The 14,581-nt window shown below is 66.2% G+C and carries 10 protein-coding genes; 9 read left to right on the forward strand and 1 reads right to left on the reverse strand.

The window, feature by feature from the left end; translation table 11 throughout:
- The first annotated feature begins 303 nt into the window (after positions 1 to 303).
- From MRS60_RS26515 to MRS60_RS26535, 5 genes are all read left to right on the forward strand, one after another.
- Positions 304 to 1,305, forward strand: coding sequence for an FHA domain-containing protein (locus MRS60_RS26515; protein ID WP_034181485.1), 1,002 nt, complete (start codon positions 304 to 306; stop codon positions 1,303 to 1,305).
- Positions 1,302 to 5,351, forward strand: a complete 4,050-nt coding sequence (locus MRS60_RS26520; protein WP_243565848.1) for a TOMM system kinase/cyclase fusion protein — start codon at positions 1,302 to 1,304, stop codon at positions 5,349 to 5,351. Before MRS60_RS26515 ends, MRS60_RS26520 begins: the two co-directional genes overlap by 4 nt.
- 33 nt (positions 5,352 to 5,384) lie before the next feature.
- Positions 5,385 to 5,729 (forward strand): BMA_0021/BMA_0022 family TOMM bacteriocin, encoded by a 345-nt coding sequence (locus tag MRS60_RS26525; protein ID WP_243565849.1) that lies wholly within the window; start codon positions 5,385 to 5,387, stop codon positions 5,727 to 5,729.
- Between the two features lie 17 nt (positions 5,730 to 5,746).
- The gene (locus tag MRS60_RS26530; RefSeq protein ID WP_034181483.1) at positions 5,747 to 6,109 is read left to right on the forward strand and encodes a BMA_0021/BMA_0022 family TOMM bacteriocin; all 363 of its coding nucleotides are present in this window, start codon (positions 5,747 to 5,749) and stop codon (positions 6,107 to 6,109) included.
- A gap of 88 nt (positions 6,110 to 6,197) precedes the next feature.
- A complete protein-coding gene (locus tag MRS60_RS26535; protein ID WP_243565850.1) occupies positions 6,198 to 8,435 on the forward strand; it encodes a TOMM precursor leader peptide-binding protein in 2,238 nt (745 codons plus the stop codon).
- A gap of 137 nt (positions 8,436 to 8,572) precedes the next feature.
- Here the strand turns inward: MRS60_RS26535 and MRS60_RS26540 are convergent, their stop codons facing one another.
- Positions 8,573 to 9,145: an AidA/PixA family protein gene (locus tag MRS60_RS26540; protein ID WP_034181481.1), complete on the reverse strand. Its 573-nt coding sequence runs from the start codon at positions 9,143 to 9,145 to the stop codon at positions 8,573 to 8,575.
- A 448-nt stretch (positions 9,146 to 9,593) separates the two neighbouring features.
- On the opposite strand from MRS60_RS26540, the gene MRS60_RS26545 reads away from it, so the two are divergent.
- From MRS60_RS26545 to MRS60_RS26560, 4 genes are all read left to right on the forward strand, one after another.
- Positions 9,594 to 10,751, forward strand: a complete 1,158-nt coding sequence (locus MRS60_RS26545) for an amidohydrolase (RefSeq protein ID WP_131946238.1) — start codon at positions 9,594 to 9,596, stop codon at positions 10,749 to 10,751.
- 70 nt (positions 10,752 to 10,821) lie between these two features.
- A complete protein-coding gene (locus tag MRS60_RS26550) occupies positions 10,822 to 12,501 on the forward strand; it encodes a sodium:solute symporter family transporter (protein ID WP_243565851.1) in 1,680 nt (559 codons plus the stop codon).
- A gap of 14 nt (positions 12,502 to 12,515) precedes the next feature.
- Positions 12,516 to 12,851 (forward strand): DUF485 domain-containing protein, encoded by a 336-nt coding sequence (locus tag MRS60_RS26555; protein ID WP_081938459.1) that lies wholly within the window; start codon positions 12,516 to 12,518, stop codon positions 12,849 to 12,851.
- 640 nt (positions 12,852 to 13,491) lie between these two features.
- On the forward strand, positions 13,492 to 14,454 hold the full coding sequence (locus tag MRS60_RS26560; protein ID WP_243565852.1) for a porin: 963 nt from the start codon (positions 13,492 to 13,494) through the stop codon (positions 14,452 to 14,454).
- The last annotated feature ends 127 nt before the right edge of the window (positions 14,455 to 14,581 follow it).

The following is a 14,581-nucleotide window of genomic DNA, read 5'->3' on the forward strand; positions in this document are numbered from 1 at the left end:
TTCGTCGAAAATGTAAAGCATTGCAATATAAAACCCGGGATTGAGTATTCCGGTTGCGGCGCGTGATTTTATTTGGCAGGATTTTCAACAAGTTGCTCGATTTTAAAACAACAAAACAGTCGACCATTCAATTGACCGAAATAACAGGTGCCGGATGAGCAACGATTCGAAAGGAAGCTGACGAGAAATCAGGTAACGAAGCGGCGAACAGTCGACATTGTTCGCGATCATCGAATCAATTGCTCGCCCGGCAGCGCCGATGCGTCACTCGAGCGATCCGGGCGAATCCGACGCGGGGCGACCATGGCGATACTCAAGAACGATTCATCCGGAGAAGCGTGCCTGCTCCGCGCCTATCACGTGTTCGGCCGCGATGCCGCGCGCTGCGACACGGTCATCCGGGACGCATCGGTGTCCCGAGTCCACGCTCTTATCCGCTGGATCGGCGGGCGGTGGGAGCTCCACGATCACAGCAGCAACGGCACGTCGGTTTCGGGCGTGCCGTTGCGCCACGGCGAGCACGCGGTGCTTCAGCCAGGCGACGTGATCCGGTTCGGCAGGGCGGGTATCGCGCCGTGGCGCGTCGATGCGCTCGACGATCCGGCCGATACGCTGTGGCCGATACGAGGCGCCGCGCATCCGATCGTGCTCGCGCCGCGCCAGATCCTGGCTGCACGCGCCGCGCAGCCGGTCACGATCGTCCGGTCGCCGGCCGGCGAATGGCTGTGCGACGACACGTTGCCGCCGCGCGCGCTTCATGACGGCGATGAAGTATCGACCGGCGACGTCACGTGGCGCCTGGCGGTCGTGCGCAACGGCTCGACGATGATGCTCGCCGCGCCCGCGGATACGGCCGCGCCGGCGCAACTGCTCGAATTCTTCGTCAGCCGCGACGAAGAGCACGTGCGCATGCTGCTGCATGTCCGCGGCGGCGTGGTCGATCTCGGCGAGCGCGCCCATCACTACAGTCTCGTCACGCTCGCCCGGGCGCGCGCGGCCGACATGCAGGCCGGCTACGACGCCGCCACGCAAGGCTGGATCGAACTCGACCGGCTGGCGCGCATGCTCGGCATCGATACGTCCCATGTCAACGTGCAGATTCACCGCGCCCGGAGCCAGTTCGCGGCCCTGCCGGGGCTGGACGCGAGCCAGCTCGTCGAGCGCCGGCGCGGCAGCGTCCGGTTCGGCGATTTTCCGTTCCGCGTCATGCGCGGCGAGCATCTCGAATGCCAGTCGGTGCCGGCCGCCCTGCCGCGTATCGGCGTGCATCGTCCGGCGCCGGACCCGGTCGCCCACTACTCGTGAGCACGGGAGAACCGGCCGTGTTGCCGACCGCGTCCCGCGCGTCCGTCGTGCCGGAAGCACTTGAACCCCGACAACCGCGCCAGCCCGCCGCGCCTTTCGCGGAACTTGCCGGCAAGTGGCATTACCGGCTCGGCTCGCTGCTCGGCGAAGGCGGCAATGGCGTGGTGTTTCGCGCGACCTGCGGCGAGACGGGGCAGGACGTCGCGATCAAGCTGATGCGGGACGACGCCGCGCATACCGCGACAGAGCGCGCGCGCCGGCGTGTGCGCTTTCAGCGCGAGACGAGCCTGTGCGAAGCGCTGCGGCACCCGAACATCGTGGCGTTGCTGGACAAGGGGGTAGCGCCTGACGGCCGGCTGTTCGCCGTATTCGAGCTGGTACAGGGCCGGACCTTGCGCGATCGGCTCACAGCGCAGGGGCCGCTGTCGGCCGTCGACACGGGCCGGCTGATGACGGAGGTGCTCGACGCGCTCGCGGCCGCGCATCGGCGGGGCATCGTGCATCGGGACCTGAAGCCGCAGAACATCGCGATCACGATGGCCGACGACGGGCCGCACGCGATGCTTCTCGATTTCGGCATCGGCGCGTTGCTGCCCGGCACGGAAGACATCGCGCGTCAGACTTCGACGCTGGCGACCGAGGTGCTCGGCTCGCCGCCCTACTGCGCGCCCGAGCAATTGCGCAACGAGCCGCCGACGCCCAGGAGCGATCTGTATGCGTGGGGTCTGATCGTGATCGAATGCCTGACGGGCGATGTCGTCATGCACGGCGCGAGCGTGGCCGACATTCTCTATCAGCAGCTCAGCCCGGTGGATGTCGCGCTCCCTCGGTCGATCGCGTCGCATCCGCTCGGCTCGGTACTGCGGCGCGCGCTGAGCAAGAATCCGGAACAGCGCGCCGCGTCGGCCGACGAACTCGCGGAGCCGTTTCGCGCGCTCAACTTCGCCGCGCTCGTCGGCCAGTTCGATGCCGGCCGCGCAAGCGGGCAGACGCGTCCGCGCCCGTTCGCGCCGCGCGGCGAGACGATCGCAACGGTGGGCGAGTACCGTCAGATCACCACGCTGTGCTGTTGCGTGACGATCTCCGGAGAGGGGCGGCGGCGCCACGCCGGAACCGATCACGGCGACTTGCTCGACGGCTACGAGGAGCAATGGCTGACGAAGTGCGCCGACATCGCCGTCGGTTATGGCGCGCAGGTCGACGGACGGCTCGGCGACACGCTGCTGTTCCATTTCGGCCTGCACGGCGACATCGACCGGCCGGCGCGCCGTGCGGCGCGCGCGGCGCTCGACATGGTGCGGGTGGCCGAGCGTGCACGGCTGTCGGTACCGGCGACGGCCGGCGGCGAAGGCTGGCGCGTCGAAGTGGCCGCCGCGATTCACGTCGGGCAGGTTCTCGCTCATGCGTCGCGCATGTCGGGCATCTCGACGCCCGCCGCGGCGGCGCGGCTGCTGCGGCTTGCCGGGCCCGGGCAGATCCTGATCAGCGACGATGCGCGGCTTGCGCTCGAACGGCATGCCGACTATCGGCCGACCTCGTTGCGGCTGGCGCGGGCGGGCCTCGTGCCGCAGCCGGTTCATGAATTGCTCGGCGAGCGTCGCGCCGATACGCCGTTCGATTCGCTCGACGCCGGCATGCGGGCGCCGATGGTCGGCCGCGCGCGCGAACTCGACGCGCTGTTGCGCGCGTGGCAGGAGATGCTTGCACGGCATCGTCGCGTGATGCGCGGCGAGCCTGCGCCGCACGGTGTGCCGCGGCTCGTCGTCGGCGACGCCGGAATCGGCAAGTCGCGCCTCGTGCACGAGTTGTGCGACACGGTCCGGATTCAGGGCCACGCCTTCGCGCATTGCGGGTGCCTGCCCGAGCGGGAGAATCATGCGCTGTTTCCGATCCTGCGATTCATCGGCGCGCATTGGCATATCGACGCCGACAGCCCGGCCGGTCCCGCGCTCGCTGCGATCGACGCGATGATCGCGCCGCTCGAATGCGATCACGCGGCGGCCCGTGTCGCGCTCGCGACCTGGCTGGGGCTGCCCTGCGATGCGAAGGGGTTCCTGTGGTCGAGTGCGCGCGAACAGCACGCGCTGTTCGATGTCCTCGGGCAACTGATCGTGTCGCTCGGCAACGGTGCGCCGGTACTGCTCGTTGTCGAGGACGTCCAGTGGATCGATCGCTCGACCGAGGACTTTCTTGCGTACCTGCAGCGCTCGCCGCACGCGGCGGCGCTCGGCATCGTGTTTACGTCGCGCCCCGACAAGCTCGGGCGCTGGCGCGGCGCGACCGAACGCGTGGTGCTGCGCCGCCTGCCGCGCGACGACGCGCAGCGCCTGATGTCGGCGTGTCTGGGCCGGGGCGTGCTCGATCCGGCCTGGCTCGACCAGCTCGCCCATCGCACGGCGGGCATCCCGCTGTTCATCGAGGCCGTCGCGCGCGAGCTGACGATGAACGGCGCGGACGGCGTGGACGGCTCGCTCGCGGGGCTGCGGGCAACGGACCCTTATCCGCTTCCGCTCAGCCTGGGCGGCATGCTCGGTCTCGCGTTCGACCGGATCGACGACGCGCGCGACACCGCGCAGCTCGCCGCGACCATCGGGCTCGAGGTGGATGCGCAATTGCTCGCCGACGCATCGCCGCACGATCGCACCACGCTCGACGCGCATCTGCGGCTGCTGCTCGAAGAGCGGATCGTGTACGCGCAACATCGGCGCGATCGCGTGTTCTATTCGTTCCGCCACGCGCTGATTCGCGATGCGGCCTATGAATCGATGCCGCCCGCCGTGCGGCGCGGCAACCACGCACGCGTCGGCCGCGCGCTGGTCGTGCAAGCCGACCGCGGCGCCGGTGCGCATGCGTTCGGTGTCGCCGGGCATTTCGCGCGCGCCGGTGCCTTCACCGACGCGGTTGCTCACGGCATCGACGCGGCGCGCCGCGCACTCGAACGTTCCCGGTACGACGACGCGATCCGCTACGGGCAGACCGTGTTCGACTGGCTCGGCAACGCCGACTACGCGCAACGCGAGCACGACAGCGCGCGGATTCGCGCCACGTTGACGCACGCGACGATGGCACGGTTCGGCTGGGCGGACCCGCAGGTGCGCGAGCATGCGGAGCAACTGTTGCGGCAGATGCAGACGCTCGACGACCCGGAGCTCGAGATCAGCGCGCTATGGACGCTGTCGACCTACTATCACGTCGCCGGCGATCGTCCCACCGTGCGCGGGATCGGCATGCGGCTCGACGCGCTCGCGACCGAGCGCGGCGATGCCGGCGTCCAGGTCGCGGCGGACGCGATGCGCGGCATGAGCCTGTGGGTCGACGGCGACTATGCGCGCGCCCGCGCCGCGTTCGACGCGGTGCTGGCCGGCTACGACGTGCGGCGCGACGCGGACCATCGGCGCATCCTGGGGCTCGATACGCGCGCGTGGACGATGGCGTCGCTCGCGAGCGTGCGCTGGTGCATGGACGACGATCCGCAGGCCGCGCTCGCGATGGCGCGCAACGCTGTGTATTGCGCGACCTGCCTCGACCATCTGCCGACGCTCGGCGTCACGATGATGTACCTCGCACGCACGTACCAGCTGGCGGGCGATCGCGACGCGGCCCGCACGCTGTCGGAAGCGATTCTGCGTCTGTCGGACGTGCATCGGCTGCGCGCGGTCGGGCACTACGCCGCGATCATTCATGCGTGGGCGCAAGGCGATCGCGCGGGCGTCGTCGCGCATCTCGATGCGCAGCGGCAGTCGGGCGGCCTGCTCGGGCTGACCTACTACGCGTCGCTGCTTGCCGAGCTGGATGCCGAGCACGGCGACTACCGCGCCGCGCTCGCGCAGATCGAGCAGTGCCTCGCATGGTGCGAGTCGACCGGAGAACGGTATTACGAAGCACAGCTGTTGCTGAAGAAGTGCGAGTACCTGCGCCAGGCCGACCCGCGATGCGGCGGCGTGGCCGCGCTGGCCGCGTGCCGGCGCGCATGCGAAGTTGCAACAACGGCGGGCATGGGCCGCATTGCCAGGCTCGCCGGAGCGATGTTGCAGTCGTTGCCGTAAGTCGTTCCATTCGTCAATCAGGAGAACATACCGATGAGCAAGGATCTGCGATTACCGACGTACGAACAGTTTCTCGAATACCGGGCAACCGTCATTCGGGCGATCGCCCTCGCGTGGCATTCCCCGGCGTTTCTCGAAGAACTCGAGGCCGATCCGGTCCACGCACTGCGCGAGCATTTCGGCTATCACTTTCCGTTCAAGCTCGACCTGAAGGTGCAGACCAAGTCGTCGGCCTGGACACCGGGCGTCAACGGCGACTGGACGGCCGGCCAGAAAAACAAGCTCACGTTGTTTCTGCCGCCCGCGCCGGCGAACGAGAAGCAATTCGCGCAGGCGCTGGCCGCCTACAACGCGAACCACATCACCATCATGGAATGACTTCAGGGGAAACCGATATGGCAAAGGAAAACGCTAATCCGACGCTCGAATCGATGCTGGAGTTTCAGAAGGTCTATCTGCGTGCGATCGCGCTTTCATGGCGAAACCCGGACTTCAAGGGCGAGCTGCTGGAGAAGCCGCTGGACACGCTCGCGAAATACTTCGGTTACCAGTGTCCGTGGATCATCGACATCGAGGTCGTCGAACCGGACGGCGATCATGGCTGGAGGGACAACGGGAAGGACGGCGGGAGCTGGCACCTGCCGCGCAACGTGATGACGGTCGGCATACCGGAACAGCCGTTGAGCCGGGACGAAGAGGCCGTTGCACTCGCGGCGTACAGCGACGCCGGGTCGACTTACCTGTTCACCTGCTGCTGATCCGGCGCGGTCGCGCCGCGCACCGTCGCGTGCCCGGGCCGGCTGCCCGGGCCGCGATGTTTGCTTACCCGCCGCACGGAACCCGACGATGCTTGATGACCTTTCGCGCGTGTTGCGCTTCAAACCGCATTTGCTCGTGCTCGATGCGGGCCCCGAGACGCTGTTCGTCGTCGACGAATTCAAACGCGCGATGCTGTCGGGCGCGATCTTCGTGCGGATCGCCGCCTGCCTGCGGGCGCGGATGACGATCGCCGAGATCGTCACATCGCTTGCCGGCACGTTCGGAGAATGGGACGTGCTCGCGCGGCTCGATCATCTGGTGCGTCGCGGCTACGTGCGCGCCGACACGCCGCACGACGACGATGCGGCGCGCGGCTTCTTCGAGCGCACCGGACTCGACGGCGACGCGGCCTGCGCGCGCGTCGTGCAACTGCGCGTCGCGGTCGAGGCGTTCGGCGCCGACGATGCGGCGCTCAGGCGCGCGCTCGACACGGCCGGCATCGACGTCGTGCAGGACGCCGAATTGACCGTCGCGATCACCGATACGCACGACCGCGACGATCTCGCCGCGTGCGCCGCCCGCGTGGCGGCGCGCGGCGGGGCATTGCTCGTCGTGGCGGCCGGTGGCGTGCAGACGCTGATCGGGCCGCTGCTGGCCGGCGGAGGTGCGCTGGCCGACGCGCCGTGCATCGAATGCGTGCGCTACTGGATTCGCATCAACCGGCCTGTCGAGGCGCTGCTTGCGCGCCATCACGGCAGCGACGCGACGCGTCTGCCGCCGGCCGCCTCGCGTGCCGGGGCAGCAGCAGCGGCGGCGCTCGTGGCGGCGACGGTCGAGCAGATCGCGGTCAACCGCACGGTTTCGGAACGGTCGCAAACGCATATCGTGGCGCAGCGCATCGACACGTTGGCCGCCGAGCGGCACCGCGTGCTGAAGCGTCCGCAATGCCCGTGCTGCGGCAATCCCGCGTGGATGCGCGAGCAGGCGGCGCGGGCGCCGCAACTCGCCGATCATGCGCCGTTGGCGCGTGCCGACGGCGGCTACCGTACCGCCGATCCGCAACAGGTGTTCGAGCGTTACGCCCATCTGATATCGCCGGTCAGCGGCGCGATCGCGTATCTGCACCCGATGCCGAAGCGACACGCGGGCCTGCGCAAGGTCTATGCGTCGGGTTTTCTCGTGTGCCCGGCCGACGTACCGGGCAGCAACCGGTTCGACAGGATCTGCTCCGGCAAAGGCCGCACCGACGAACAAGCCCGGGTGAGCGCGCTATGCGAGGCGCTCGAACGATACAGCAGCGTGTATCAAGGCGACGAGGCGACACTGACCGGAAGCATCGAAAGCCTGCTCGCCGATCCGGCATGCGATGCCGTGCCGATTCACGTGAACGATCTTCAGCAGTTCAGCGAACGGCAATTCGACACGCGCGATGCGATCAATGCATTGACGCGCGATGTTCGAAAGCAGGTGCCGCCGCGTTTCACCGCGCGCGACGTCATCGACTGGACGCCGGCCTGGTCGCTCGTGAATGGCAGGCGCCACCTCGTGCCGCTGAGCTACTGTTATGCGGAAACGCCCGACAGCGCGCGGGCGCCCGCCGCATGCGTGCACAATCCCAACGGCTGCGCGGCGGGATCGAGCGTCGACGAGGCGATTTTGCAAGGCATGCTCGAATTGATCGAGCGCGATGCAGTCGCGATCTGGTGGTACAACCGGATTCCGCGCCCCGGCGTCGATCTCGCGAGTTTCGACGATCCGTATTTCGATGCGCTCGTGCGTGAATACGCGACGTTCGGGTGGCGTTTGTGGGCGCTCGACATCACCACCGATCTCGGGGTGCCGACCGTGGCCGCGCTGGCGGAAAATCCGCAGGACGGGCACTTCTCGATCGGCTTCGGCTGCCATCCGGACGGCCGAATCGCGGTGCAGCGCGCGCTGACCGAAGTCAACCAGTTGCTCGATGTCGCGGCGGAGGCGCCGCACCCGTGGGATCGCGACAAACTGTCGGAAACCGGATTCCTGTATCCGGCGAACGGCGTGCGCTGCACGGCGCACTCGACGTGGCGGCCGAGCGACGCTGCATCGTTGCCGGCGGCGCTCGCGCATTGCGTCGGGCGCATCGTGGCGGCCGGCATCGACGTGCTCGTCGTCGACAAGACGCGGCCCGACATCGGCTTGTCCGTGGTGCAAGTCATCGCGCCGGGGTTGTGCCATTTCTGGCCGCGGTTTGGTGCGCGACGGCTTTACTCGGTTCCAGTGGAATTGGGATGGCGCGCGCAGCCGTGCGACGAACAGGAACTGAATCCGGCACTGCTGTTTCTTTGACTTGGCCGGTTGTCCTTTCATGGCGGCGGGATGGATTCGCCGGCGGAAAGCGGCGGGCGGGCCGATTGCTCCCGCCCGGTGCTGCCGGGCGCCTCGCGCCGATCACGTTTCGGTCTTGTCGAGGCGCCGGTTCGAGATCACCGGTTGTTGATGGTGAGGTAGGCATCCCAGGTGACGTAGCCCTTCAGTTGCGCGCGCCGGTCGTAAATGGCGACGACGAACGCATAGGTCTCTTGGCCGGGAGCGAGCACGGTGGCTTGCGCCCAGTAGTCCGCGCGCTGCTCCGCTTTCACACTGTTGTTGTCGGGCCAGCCCTGTACCGGGTAAGGCTCGTTGACGTTCTCGGTGTGGTACGAAACTTCGCCCAGAAGGTTGCGGGTGATCGCTTTGAAGCGATACAGGAAGCACTTGTAGCTTTCCGTGTACGTCAGAGACACGGTGCGCCAGTAAATCACGTCGTCGGCATTGGCCTTGAGCAGCAAGTTGCTGCCGGCCTCCCCCTGGTACACGCCTTGCACCGAGCCTTGGCTATAGCCATCCGCCGCATCCGCCAGCGGGGTGATCATGTAGACGGAATCGGGGTCGTTTCCGAGCGAGGTCGCCTTATCCGGCTCCGTGCCGAGCGAGTTGTTGTTCTTTTTCAGAATCTCATCGACATCGAACGCAATCAGGACATCGATGAATTTGAAGGTATCCAAGCTATGAGACATGGCAGTTCCTTTCACGTTTTATCGTTGAAGAACACGCTGCTGAGCGACGACGCCCGTGGCACCGGTATCTCTCCCATCCTGCGAAGCAGCGCCTGTGCAGAAATCGGGCGGGCGGAAGAGTATCGACAGCGTACGGAGGATTGATCTGCAAATCGATTACACGTGGTTACAGTGCGCGTATGGCGAGGCGTGCGGCGCGTGCATGTGAATCCTGCACCCGGTGTACGGCTGTGTCAGCGTCGCCGGAACTCCGCCCGCATGCACCGTCACCGAAATATCGCCGACGCCGGTGACGCGGCCCTATGCAGTCTCTGCATGGAAAGTGCCGGAACTTTGCATTGGACTGCGCATTTTGCGATTTCTAGAATCGGCCGGACGTCGAACCTTGCTCGAAGGGTTCGTTTCCCCGCCGCGCTTGCCGCGCGTCAGCAATACAAGGAGTCGCTACATGCAGATCAGTTCGCCCATTGCCGCGCTGTCCGAAGACATGAAAGCCTGGCGCCGACAGATCCACAGTCGCCCGGAAATCGCGTTTCAGGAAACCGGCACGGCTGCGTTCGTCGCGGATTTGCTGCGCTCGTTCGGCATCGACACGCATACCGGCATCGGCCGCACCGGCGTGGTCGGCGTGATCGACGGCACAGGTGGGCCGGGCCCCACGATCGCGTTGCGCGCAGACATGGACGCGTTGCCGATCCAGGAAGAGGGTCGACCGTTTTATCGTTCGGTCCATCACGGGCTGTTTCATGGCTGCGGTCACGATGGACACACCGCGATCCTGCTCGGCGCCGCGAAGCGGATTGCCGACCATCGCCAGTTCAGGGGCCGGGTCGTGCTGGTATTCCAGCCGGCCGAGGAAATCGTCAAAGGTAGCCAGGCGATGCTCGACGATCAGTTGCTGGAGCGGTTCCCGTTCGACGAAATCTACGGGCTGCACAATCATCCGCAGCTCCAGCCCGGAAAAATCGGCGTGCGCGTGGGGTCGCAACTAGCCGCTGTGGACTTCTTCACGATCGAGATTCGCGGGACCGGCAGTCATGGCGGGACACCGCATCGCAGCGTCGATCCGATCGCCATCGGCGCGCTGCTGGTGACCGCATTGCAGACCGTCGTCAGCCGTTCGATCGACCCGCTGGACAGCGCGGTCCTGAGTATCTGCCAGTTCGTCGCGGGTGCGACGGCGAACGTCATTCCGGATCGCGCGTCGCTGCAAGGCACCACGCGCGCGCTGTCGCCGACGGCGCGTGAACGCGTGCATCGCCGCTTGCGCGACATCTGCGCGGGCGTCGCGCTGTCGCACGATTGCACGATCGATCTCGATATTTCGCACGGCACGCCGCCGACGATCAACGCCGAAGCTCCGGCGCGGTGCGTCATGGATGCGGCGGCCGCGGTGGTCGGCGCCGCGAACGTGTTGACCGACGTGGCGCCGCTGATGGCCGGCGACGACGTCGCGCGCTTTCTCGAGGCGAGGCCCGGCTGTTACTTCTTCCTCGGGCAGGGCGGGCATATGTGCCATCACCCCGAATACGACTTCAACGACGACGTGGCGCCGATCGGCGTCGCGATATTCGACGAAGTCGTGCGGCGTCGTCTCGCCGCCTGACAAAACGACCGTGCGACTGCATCGACGTCGCGCGATCCGGACATTCATAAAAAAACTGGAGGAGAACATCATGGGACACGCAACGTTCCGTGCCCGGCGGATGCTGGCCGTCCTGTCGGCAGGCGTGTGCGCCGTGCTCGCATCGGGCACGGCGTGCGCGGCCGGTGCGCACTCGCAGGGCGTTGCGAGCGCGTATACGCTTGCGCCGTTTCTGATTTTCGTCGCGTCGACGCTCGGCATCACGTACTGGGCTTCGCGCCGTAACCGCTCGGTGTCGCAATTCTATACGGCGGGCGGTGGCGTGACGCCGTTACAGAACGGCTTCGCGCTCGCCGGCGACTACATGTCCGCGTCGTCGTTCCTCGGCGCGGTGGGCATGATGGCCGGTTCAGGCTACGACGCGATCATCTACGGCGTCGGCACGCTGGTCGGCTGGCCGATCCTGTTGTTTCTCGTCGCGGAACCATTGCGAAATCTCGGACGCTTCACGCTCGCCGACGTCGTCGCGTTCCGTCTCGAAGAGCGACCGGTGCGCATCCTGGCCGCGGTGAATTCACTGGTGATCGTGCTTTTCTACCTCGTGATCCAGTTGGTCGGCGCCGGCAAGCTGATCCAGTTGCTGTTCGGCGTGCCGTACATGGTCGCGATGCTGGCGGTCGGCGCGCTGGTGCTGGTCTACGTGCTGATCGGCGGCATGCTGGCCACCACGTGGGTGCAGATCGTGAAAGCGGCGCTGATGCTCGCGATCGGCACGTATCTGTCGTTCAAGGTGCTGCAGGCGACCGGCTTCAGCGCGAACCGGCTGATGAGCGCGGTCGTGCAAGCCCATCCGGCCGGTGTAGCCGTGCTGGCGCCGAGCCGGCTTGTCACGAATCCCGTCGACGCGATTTCGCTCGGCATGTCGTTGATCTTCGGCATGGTGGGCCTGCCGCATATTCTGAGCCGCCTGTTCACCGTCCGCGATGGCGCAGCGGCCCGGCAATCGGCGTTCTACGCGACCGGGCTCATCGCATGGTTCTATACCGCGGTCGTCGTGATCGGCGCAGGTGCGATCGTGTTCGTGCTCCGTAATCCGGCGTTCGTGGACCCGGCGACGCACACGCTGATCGGCGGCGGGAACATGGCGGCGATGCATTTGAGCCACTACTTCGGCGGCGATGTGTTCCTCGGCATCATGTCCGCGGTGGCGTTCGCAACGATCCTGGCTGTCGTCGCGGGACTCGCGATTTCGGGCGCGTCGGCGGTCGGGCACGATCTGTACAAGCGAATCGTGTGCAGGGGACAAGCTGATCCGGCGCGCGAACTGAAGGTGTCTCGCTGGGCGACGTTCGTGCTGGTGGCGGTCGCATTGCTCCTGTCGCATCTCGTGCAGAACCTCAACATCAGCTTCCTGGTCGGACTCGCGTTCTCCATTTCGGCGAGTACCAACTTCCCGATTCTGATGCTGTCGATGTTCTGGCGGGGATTGACGACGCGCGGCGTGCTGGCCGGCGGGATGGTCGGACTGTCGTCGTCGGTCGGGCTCCTCGTCACCGGGCCGACGATCTGGGTGGGCATTCTGAAGCACGACGTCGCGCTCTTCCCGTATGCGAACCCGGCCTTGTTCTCGATGACGCTGGCGTTCGGGGTCGCATGGCTCGCGTCGATCACCGATTCGTCCGCTCGCGCGGCGGCGGAGCGTACGCGATTCGATGCGCAGACGTTCCGCAGTGCGACAGGGATTGGCATCAGCGCCGCCCACACTCACTGACCACTGGAGCAACCATGTCGAACGTCAATCACCCGACGGCCATTGCGGCCGGCGCCGGCGCGAATGCAGGCGCCGACGCGCATGCGCCCGACGTAACCCGTCTGATCCGGCGCCGCGCCCGCTTGAGCTTCGGCATGAGCCTGCTCGTGCTGGGCGCCTACTTTACGTACATCCTGATCGTCGCATTCGTGCCGGGCGTGCTGACACGGCCCTTGTCCGCCGATTCGCCGATGACGTTCGGGATCGTCGTCGGCGTCGGGCTGTACTGGTTCTGCACGATCGCGACGGGAGCGTACGTGTGGATAGCCGGCCGCTGGATCGACCCGCTCGTTCGCCGGATTGCCGGCTGAGCGAGAAGCCCGCACGTCCGGATGCGCGACGATGGCACGCGGCGCGCCAACGTGTGGCGACCGGTGCCGATGGATGCGCCGCGCGAAGGCGGTTCCGCGGCGCTGTCCAGCGGAAGCAGCCCGGCCGAATCGGCTTCTGGACCGTCGTGCTTCCCGGTAGTCCGAGGTTTTCCCGGGTGATTCGCGCACTCTGCATCAGAACCGTGTCTCCTTGAGCGCGTGTCGGCGATACAGCCGATACGCGTTTTTTTACGGCGCAGATCGCCACCCGGTTGCCCGGCGGCCATGCAAATCCTGCATCGCCCGGCGACAAGAATCTCATTGGATAGCGATTTTTTAGCTGCTTACGATGCATCGCGGGATTGAAGCCGTCTGAGGCGATCCTGCAAGCTTCCCGGCTTTTAGCGCTTCCCGCTGTACCCGACGGCGAATTCGACTTTCAGATAATTCGTTATACGAATAAAAACGCATTGCGCATGGGCCGTGCCGAAGGTCAGCTTGCCCGGATCAGGACGAAATCAAAATCAAGCGATGGAACGAGATGAATCGGAAAAAATCGATGAGGAGATCGGCGGCGGCTTTGCTGACGCTTGTGTGCGCAACGTGCGGGAGTCACGTTCGCGCGCAGGGTTCGGTGGTCATGTACGGCATTCTGGATATCGGCATGCAGAGCCTGACCAATGCCGGAAGGGAGGGTAAGTCATCGTTCGGCATGCTGGGCAGCGCATTTTTGCCTTCACGGTTCGGGTTCAAGGGCGACGAGGACCTCGGCGGCGGCTACGGCGCGGTCTTCCAGATCGAGAACGGCTTTGACCTCGGCAAGGGGACGCTCGTGACGCCGGGCACGCTGTTCAACCGGCTGTCGAGCGTCGGGATTCGATCGCCCTATGGCCGGCTGACGTTCGGGCGCCAATACAGTGTGCAGTTCGACAAGGCGGTTCTCTACGACCCGACGTATTTCGCCAACGATTCCACGCTGTCGCTGAATCTGATCCCGCTCGGGACGCTGCGGCTTAACAATGCGGTGAAGTTTCAGTCGGAGTCATTTCATGGCCTCAATGTCGAGGCCGAGTACGGTTTTGGTCAACAGCTGCCCGGCAACATGCTGGCCGGCCGTTACGTTGGCACGGCGCTCGAATATGTTCACGGAACGTTTGCCGCGCGCGTGCTGTACGAACAGAGCCGGGGGACGAGCACCGGCGGCATCGATTCGTCCGGGCGGAGCGATGAGCGCTACAGCGCGGCGCTCCGCTGTACGGTCGGCGGCGTGACGCTTTCCGCGGGCGTCACGCGCGTGCTGGGCGACCTGCAGTTGACGCCGCGCGGTACGGCTTACTGGGGCAGTGCGAAAGGATTCGCGACGCCGACGATTCAATGGTACGTGCTGGGCGGCCGTTACGACTTCCAGCGCGCACCGGAACACCCGACGCTGTTCGTCGGCGGGGCCGAGTATCTGCTGTCGAAGGCGACGTTTCTGTATGCGCATGTCGGCACGATGTTGAATTCCGGCGACAGCGCATTCGGTGTCAACAGCTATTCGAACGTGGGCCAGCCCGGCAAGAGTCAGGTCGGCGCGAGCGTCGGCATTCACCACAAGTTCTGACGTGGGCGCCGTTTGCCGAGCGTCAGGTCTGCGCGTTCGCATCGGACAGGGGCAGGGGGCGACTATACTTGCCGCACGTGGGCGCGGCCGCTGTCCTCGAATGCCGGGTTTCCTGTCCTGGGTTTCC

The organism is Burkholderia pyrrocinia (assembly GCF_022809715.1).
Lineage (GTDB): Bacteria > Pseudomonadota > Gammaproteobacteria > Burkholderiales > Burkholderiaceae > Burkholderia > Burkholderia pyrrocinia_C.

Coding starts and splice junctions, on each gene's coding strand:
- MRS60_RS26515 (WP_034181485.1), top strand. CDS start 304: ATGGCGATACTCAAGAACGATTCATCCGGAGAAGCGTGCCTGCTCCGC.
- MRS60_RS26525 (WP_243565849.1), top strand. CDS start 5,385: ATGAGCAAGGATCTGCGATTACCGACGTACGAACAGTTTCTCGAATAC.
- MRS60_RS26530 (WP_034181483.1), top strand. CDS start 5,747: ATGGCAAAGGAAAACGCTAATCCGACGCTCGAATCGATGCTGGAGTTT.
- MRS60_RS26535 (WP_243565850.1), top strand. CDS start 6,198: ATGCTTGATGACCTTTCGCGCGTGTTGCGCTTCAAACCGCATTTGCTC.
- MRS60_RS26540 (WP_034181481.1), bottom strand. CDS start 9,145: ATGTCTCATAGCTTGGATACCTTCAAATTCATCGATGTCCTGATTGCG.
- MRS60_RS26545 (WP_131946238.1), top strand. CDS start 9,594: ATGCAGATCAGTTCGCCCATTGCCGCGCTGTCCGAAGACATGAAAGCC.
- MRS60_RS26550 (WP_243565851.1), top strand. CDS start 10,822: ATGGGACACGCAACGTTCCGTGCCCGGCGGATGCTGGCCGTCCTGTCG.
- MRS60_RS26555 (WP_081938459.1), top strand. CDS start 12,516: ATGTCGAACGTCAATCACCCGACGGCCATTGCGGCCGGCGCCGGCGCG.
- MRS60_RS26560 (WP_243565852.1), top strand. CDS start 13,492: ATGTACGGCATTCTGGATATCGGCATGCAGAGCCTGACCAATGCCGGA.